Origin of the sequence: Mycobacterium sp. (assembly GCF_035603715.1) — a bacterium.
Lineage (GTDB): Bacteria > Actinomycetota > Actinomycetes > Mycobacteriales > Mycobacteriaceae > Mycobacterium.
This window is the reverse complement of record NZ_DATNJW010000578.1, coordinates 1-7,341: the sequence shown is the minus strand read 5'-3', so window position 1 is coordinate 7,341 and position 7,341 is coordinate 1. Positions and strand designations below refer to the sequence as shown.

The 7,341-nt window shown below is 63.4% G+C and carries 5 protein-coding genes; 4 read left to right on the top strand and 1 reads right to left on the bottom strand.

All coding sequences use genetic code 11. From position 1 onward, the window contains the following. Both VN856_RS23650 and VN856_RS23645 read left to right on the top strand, forming a co-directional pair. The coding region (locus tag VN856_RS23650) for an adenylate/guanylate cyclase domain-containing protein (RefSeq protein ID WP_325693712.1) at positions 1-2,105 on the top strand (2,105 nt) is incomplete at its 5' end. Further along, complete coding sequence (locus VN856_RS23645) at positions 2,102-3,499, top strand: mechanosensitive ion channel family protein (protein WP_325693710.1); 1,398 nt, start codon at positions 2,102-2,104, stop codon at positions 3,497-3,499. The genes VN856_RS23650 and VN856_RS23645, both read left to right, overlap by 4 nt. A gap of 6 nt (positions 3,500-3,505) precedes the next feature. On the opposite strand, the gene VN856_RS23640 is transcribed toward VN856_RS23645, so the two are convergent. Next, a complete protein-coding gene (locus VN856_RS23640) occupies positions 3,506-4,924 on the bottom strand; it encodes a hypothetical protein (RefSeq protein WP_325693708.1) in 1,419 nt (472 codons plus the stop codon). A gap of 231 nt (positions 4,925-5,155) precedes the next feature. Here VN856_RS23640 and VN856_RS23635 point away from each other — a divergent pair, with 231 nt between their 5' ends. Next, positions 5,156-6,403, top strand: coding sequence for a glutamate-5-semialdehyde dehydrogenase (locus tag VN856_RS23635; RefSeq protein WP_325693706.1), 1,248 nt, complete (start codon positions 5,156-5,158; stop codon positions 6,401-6,403). Positions 6,404-6,426: 23 nt separating this feature from the next. Then, positions 6,427-7,302, top strand: a complete 876-nt coding sequence (locus VN856_RS23630; protein ID WP_325693704.1) for a MoxR family ATPase — start codon at positions 6,427-6,429, stop codon at positions 7,300-7,302. The last annotated feature ends 39 nt before the right edge of the window (positions 7,303-7,341 follow it).

Genomic DNA, 7,341 nt, shown 5'->3' with positions numbered 1-7,341 from the left:
GGCGGCCACTGTCCCGGTTGAGCATTCAGTCGAAGATCATGCTGATCCTGCTGGTATCCAGCCTGGCCTCGTTGGGCGTGATTGGCGCGGTCGAATATGTATCCGGGCGACGCTTGCTGATGCCGGTCGCCGCCGAACGCATGACACAACTGCGCGAAGCGCAGAAGCGCGCGATTGAAATGTTGTTCGCCGACCTGACGAATTCGCTGATCGTTTACACCCGCGGGTCGACCGCCGAAGAAGCCGTGACTGCCTTCACCGCCGGATTCGACCAATTGGCCGACGCGCCGACCGATCCCGGCGAGCAGCAGGGATTGGAGACCTACTACACCAACAAGCTGATCAAACCGATCCAGCAGACAACCGGCCAGAAGCTGGACATGGCCGCGCTGTTGCCCAGCAGCAACGCCCAGAGATATCTCCAAACCCGTTACACGATCCGGTCGTCGGCCACGTCGCCGGCGCCCGACGACGCGGGCGACGGCAGCGCATGGTCGGCCGCGAATGCACGCTTCAACAACTACTTTCGCGAGATCGCGACCCGCTTCGAATACCGTGACGCAATGTTGCTCGACACCCGTGGCAATGTGATCTACAACGTGAACAAAGGCCCAGCGCTGGGCACCAACATCCTCACCGGCCCGTACCGCGAATCCAACCTGGGCAATGCCTATGAGAAGGCGATCGCCGCCGACGCCGTCGATTTCGTGTGGATCACCGACTTTGAGGCGTTTCAGCCTGCCGCCGGAATGCCCATTGCGTGGCTGGTGTCACCGATCGACGTGGGAGGCAAGGCGGCGGGAGTGATGGCGCTTCCGCTGCCGATCTCGAAAGTCAACCGAATCATGACCGCCGATCAGCACTGGAAAACCGCTGGCATGGGTGCGACGGCGGAGACCTACCTCGCCGGTCCGGACGGCCTGATGCGTTCTGACTCCCGGCTGTTTCTGCAAGACCCCGAGAAATATCAACGCGACGCGATCGCCGCGGGCACACCGCCAGACATCGTCGCCAAAGCGTTACGGTGGCACGGCACCACACTGGTCCAGCCGGTGCAGACCGAGGCGTTTCGCGCCGCCCAACGGGGCCAGACCGGAACGGTGATGGATACCGGCTATCTGGGCGACCATGAACTCGCGGCCTATGGTCCGCTGGAGGTGCCGAACTCAGACCTGCGGTGGTCGATCTTGGCGACCCGGGACAGCGCCGAGGCCAATGCACGGATCGAGGCATTCACCCGGACGCTCATCGTGACGGCGGCGGCGCTGGTTTTCGTCCTCTGCGTGGTCGCGATGCTGATCGCCCATGTGTTCGTGCAGCCCATCCGGCGACTGCGGGCCGGGGCGGAAGAAATCAGCGCCGGCAACTACGAGGTGACGATACCGGTCACCTCAAGAGATGAAATCGGCTCTCTCACAGTCGCTTTCAATGAGATGAGCCGGAATCTGAAGATCAAGGAAGGCTTGCTCACCGAGCAGCGCGATGAAAACGACCGCTTGCTGCTGTCGCTGATGCCCGAAACCGTAGCGCAGCGCTACCGCGATGGCGAGGAAACCATCGCTCAAGAGCACCAGGACGTCACCATCATCTTCGCCGACATCATCGGCCTCGACGAGATCTCGATCGGTTTGTCCGGCGACGAATTGGTCGGGATCGTCGACGAGTTGATGCGCGAGCTCGATTCGGCGGCCGAAACCCTTGGCGTCGAGCCGATTCGCACCGTGCATAACGGCTACCTGGCCAGCTGCGGATTGAACGTGCCGCGACTGGACAGCGTGCCCCGAACCATCGACTTCGCCATCGAGATGCAGCGCATCATCGAGCGCTTCAACAGCGGTAAGGGCTATCACCTCAGCGTTCGGGCCGGCGTCAACACCGGCAACGTGATCAGCGGATTGGTCGGCAGGTCCAGCGTCATCTACGACATGTGGGGCGCCGCGGTGAATTTGGCGCACCAGATGCGCAGTGGCGCATCGGATTCTGGCGTCTACGTCACCTCGGAGGTATACGAGGTGATGCGCGACATCCGCCAGTTCACCCCGGCCGGAAGCGTTACCGTCGGCGGCTCCGAACAGCCGATCTGGCGGCTGGCGGATCGCAGGTGATCGCCGTGGACTCGTCGTGGTTGTATTGGGCGGGTGGGTTGGCGCTCGGGCTGCCTTTCCTGCTGATCAGCCTCACCGAATGGCACAACTTCCTGGCACGCAGGCACAGCGCATTGGCCGGACCGGTCAATCTGCTGCGCCGTTACATCGTGCCGTTGGCAGCGCTGTTGATACTCCTTGTCGAGATCGCAAGGGTGCCCGCGCAGTACAACTCGGTGCGCATGCTGGCGACGATATTCGGCTTCGTGGTGTTGCTACTGGTGTTGTCCGGCCTCAACGCCACAGTGTTCGAGGGCGCGCCCGAGGGTACCTGGCGCAAGCGGGTGCCGACGATATTCCGGGACGTCACAAGGTTTTTGCTGATTGCGATCGGCCTGGCGCTCATCTTCTCCTACGTCTGGGGTGTACGCGTCGCCGGCTTGTTTACCGCGCTGGGCGTGACCTCGGTGGTCATCGGCCTGATGCTGCAGAACTCCGTCGGTCAGATCGTGTCGGGCTTGTTCATGTTGTTCGAGCAGCCGTTTCGGATTGGCGACTGGCTGGACACTCCGGCGGCGCGCGGACGCATCGTGGAAGCGAACTGGCGTGCCGTCCACATCCAGACCGGCCACGGATTGCAGATCACGCCGAACTCGGTGCTGGCTGCCACTTCGTTCACGAACATGAGTCGTCCGCCCGGCGCGCACAAGTTGTCGATCGCGACGACGTTCTCGGTGGACGACCCGCCCGAGCGGGTGCGCCGACTGCTGATACGGGTCGCGACTGCGCTGCCGCAACGCAAACCCGAAGTCGTGCCGACGGCCACGACCAGCGGTGTCGGCGAGTACGAGGTCAGCGTCGCGCTGAAGTCGCCTGCCGAGGACGGCGCCGCGAAAGCGACGTTCCTGCGGTGGATCTGGTACGCGGCACGGCGGGAGGATCTGCACCTCGACGGTGCCACCGACGAGTTCTCGACACCCGCACGGGTGCAGATGGCGATGCGAACCGTCGTGGCGCCGGCTTTGCGGTTGAGTCTCACCGATCAGCAGGCACTGATTCCGCACGCGAAAATGGTTCGGTACGGCACCGACGAAGTCGTGCAGTACGTCGGCGAAGTGCCCACGGCGATGACGTTTTTGATCGACGGCAGCATCCGCCTGACCACGACCACCGAAGACGGCTCGGTCGTTCCCCTGAGCCTGCTGGAGGAAGGGTCGTTCCTCGGGCTGACCACGCTCACCCGTCAACCGAGTTCGTCGGGCGCGTACGCCCTGGAAGAGGTGACCGCGCTGCAGATCGCTCGTGAGCACATCGAAGATCTGGTGCTGCGTACGCCGTTACTGCTGCAAGAGTTGGGTCGCATCATCGAAGACCGGCGAAAAGAAACATCGCGGGTTGTACGAGCAGCGAAATGACGTGGGTCAGAAAAGGTTGGAAGCCAAGTCGGCGAGCCAGCTTGGGACAAAGAATGAGCCGTCGGCGACGTTGGCGGCGAAGTCCATGGTGGGGTTGATGGCGAAGTCGCCCATCGGTGTCACCAAGGTCTCCGAGATCACGTTCGCGCCGGTCGTCGAGACGAGGTCGGAATAGACGGTTTCGTAGCCGAATCCGAAGTTGTCCACCTCGAACACCGAGCCGACCGGCGGCAGGTCGCCCGCGGCAGTGCCTACGGTGCCCGAGTCGGCGGTGACCAGAACCGACTCGGTCGAACTGGCGAGCAGGCCGGTGGTGGTGGTGACGTCGGCGTCGAAGTTTCCGATGGTGTTGCCGGACGCGTCCTCGACCGCGAATTCTTGATACATCTCGACGCTTGAGTTCAATGGCGGGACCCCGTTGATTCCGAAGATCTGATCGCTGCCGACCGGAATGATGCTCTCGTCGGAAGAAGGGACCGTAAATGAGTCGACGGTCAGCGCCGTGTCTGCGTCATACGGGATGGGAATACTGATTTCGCCATAGGGGCTCACCAACACATCCGAGACGACGTCGCCTGACGACGAAGGTGTCACCGAGTAGAGGTTGTAAAACGAGCTGTCACCGAAAAAGTAGAAGACGTTGTACAGGGTGCCGACCGCTGGCGTGTCCCCGGCAGCGCTACCCACGGTGCCCGAGACGTCCTGGGTGACAAGGATTTCCTCGGTGTAGTTGAGCAAGACATCCGACGTGTTGGTTACCTCGCCTTCGAACGAGCCCATCGCTTGGTCGCCGGCGGCGTTGTAAACGTCGAATAGCTGATTTCCCTCGACGGCGAGGTCTGCAGGCGGCATCCCGGTCACTGAGGTGATATTTTCGCTGGCCCCGGCGGCCGGAGCGAGCTCGTAGCCGTCGATGAGGTGCACGGGTGGGGCGTCCTGGGAGTCAGTGCCAAGACCTACGGCTACGTCATAAGTGGCCGGAATGGACCCGCCCCCGAAGGGGTTGGTCCAGGAGTCCGTGACCACGTCGCCGCCGGGCGGGGTGAGGGCGGAGTAAATGGTCTCGTAGCCACCGCCGTAATTGGCGATGTCGATCACCGAGCCGACTGGCGGAGTATCCCCGCTCGCGATGCCCGTAGTGCCTGACAGGTCCTTGGTGACCAGGAGTAACTCGTTGGCGGCGCCGTACAGAGACGGCTGGGTGCTCTCGTCTGCGTCGAAGCTTCCTACCGTCTGACCGGTCGTCGTGTCATAAACCTCGAAAACCTGCTGTCCCTGGATGCTTCCGGCGACCGCGGGAGGAGTCGTGGGATCGCCGAAAAACCCGGTGATCAGTTCGGTGGAACTCGGATCGGCAATGATCTCGTAGCTGTCGGCGAAGGCTACGGCTGTAGGCAGGAATGCGGCGCCCAGCAGCGCACCCACGGCGCCGCCCAAGCGACGGCCAATACGACGGCGAACCAATCGAGTCTCGATTCGGATTGTTGACGGCTGACGAGTTAGCGCTCTAGGTAAGGCCGTATCGTAACTGCGGCCAGAAAGACGGCCACCACTGAACACGTTTTGCTGCGTGGCGACGCACCAAAATCATGTCCGCTGGGACGTCTGCATGGAGCCGCGTCAACCGAGCCGCACCACACTGATTACCCTGGGTTAATGAGTGTGCATGCATTCTCGTCTCCTGACCTGCGCCAGCAGGTGCACGACGCCGCGCGCCGGGCCCGGGTCGCCGCCCGTGCGCTGGCCTCGCTGCCGACGGTTGCCAAAGACCACGCGCTGCGCGTCGCCGCGGAGGAGATTGTGGCCCAGACCGACCGCATCCTGGCGGCCAACGGTGAGGATCTCCGTGTGGCGCAGGCCGACGGGACTCCGGCCGCGATGCTCGACCGGCTGGCGTTGAACCCACAGCGCGTCGAGGGAATCGCCGCCGGGCTGCTCCAAGTCGCCGGGTTACCCGATCCGGTGGGCGAGGTGCTGCGTGGCTATACGCTGCCCAACGGGTTGGCCCTGCGCCAGCAGCGAGTTCCGCTCGGCGTGATTGGGATCGTGTATGAGGGCAGGCCCAACGTCACCGTCGACGCCTTTGGTTTGGCGCTCAAGTCCGGTAACGCTGCGCTGCTGCGCGGAAGCGCATCGGCGGTGAATTCCAATCAGGCGCTGGTCGACGTGCTTCGCGCAGCGCTCGTCAGCGAGGATCTACCTGCTGATGCCGTTCAGCTCGTGTCGCCGGCCGACCGCTCCACCGTCATTCATCTGATTCAGGCACGTGGATTGGTCGACGTGGTGATCCCGCGTGGGGGAGCGGGACTGATCGATGCGGTGGTCCGCGACGCACATGTGCCGACCATCGAGACCGGTGTCGGAAACTGTCATGTCTACGTCCACGACGCCGCCAATCTGGAGATGGCAGAACGGATCCTGCTGAACTCCAAGACTCGTCGCCCAAGTGTCTGTAATGCGGCCGAGACGTTGCTGGTCGACGCGGCGGTCGCCGACCAGGCATTGCCGCGGCTGATCAATGCGCTTCAAGATGCCGGTGTGACCGTGCATCTCGATCCCGACGACGCCAACCTGCGTCGCGAATACCTGTCGATGGACATCGCGGTCGCGGTCGTCAACGGTGTCGATGAGGCCATCGCCCACATCAACGAATACGGGACCGGGCACACCGAGGCCATCGTCACCTCCAATATGGCTGCTGCCCAACGGTTCACCGAAGGAGTCGATGCGGCCGCGGTGATGGTGAACGCGTCGACCTCGTTCACCGACGGCGAGCAGTTTGGTTTCGGTGCCGAGATCGGCATCTCCACCCAGAAGCTGCACGCCCGCGGCCCGATGGGGCTTTCGGAACTTACCTCGACCAAATGGATCGGTTGGGGAGACGGCCAGACCCGCCCGGTCTGACATAGCTGAGGAGAAACACAAACGTGAGTGTGCCTGCGCGGTCCGCCCCGCTGTTCGCCGATATCGAAGACGTCGGTCGTCGGCTGGCCGAAACCGGATACCTGCCCGATACTGCCACTGCGACAGCCGTTTTCCTCGCCGACCGGCTGGGCAAGCCCCTGCTGGTAGAGGGCCCGGCCGGGGTCGGCAAGACCGAATTGGCCCGCGCCGTGGCGCAGGCGACCGGATCCGGTCTGGTCCGCCTGCAGTGCTACGAAGGTGTCGACGAGGCCCGCGCGCTCTATGAGTGGAACCACGCCAAGCAGATTCTGCGTATCCAGGCCGGGTCCGATGACTGGGACAAGACCAAGACCGACGTCTTCACCGAGGAATTCCTGCTCTCCCGTCCGCTGCTGACCGCGATCCGGCGCACCGAACCCACCGTGCTGCTGGTCGACGAGACCGACAAGGCCGACATCGAAATCGAGGGTCTGCTGCTGGAGGTGCTGTCAGACTTCGCCGTCACGGTCCCCGAGTTGGGCACCATCACCGCCGAGCGGACACCGTTCGTGGTGCTGACGTCCAACGCCACCCGCGAACTCTCCGAAGCGCTCAAACGGCGCTGCCTGTTCTTGCACATCGACTTCCCCAGCCCCGACCTGGAACGTCGAATCCTGTTGTCCCGCGTGCCCGAGCTGCCCGGCCACATTGCCGAAGAGCTGGTGCGCATCATCGGGGTGCTGCGCGGCATGCAGCTCAAGAAGCTGCCGTCGGTCGCGGAGACCATCGACTGGGGTCGCACGATATTGGCGCTCGGCTTGGACACCATCGACGACGCGACCATCGCCGCCACCATGGGTGTCGTGCTCAAGCATCAATCCGATCAGCAACGCGCCGTCGGCGAACTACGGCTGAACTGAGGCACATCTGATGGCCGTCCGCCGCGTTCGCCCCAGCCA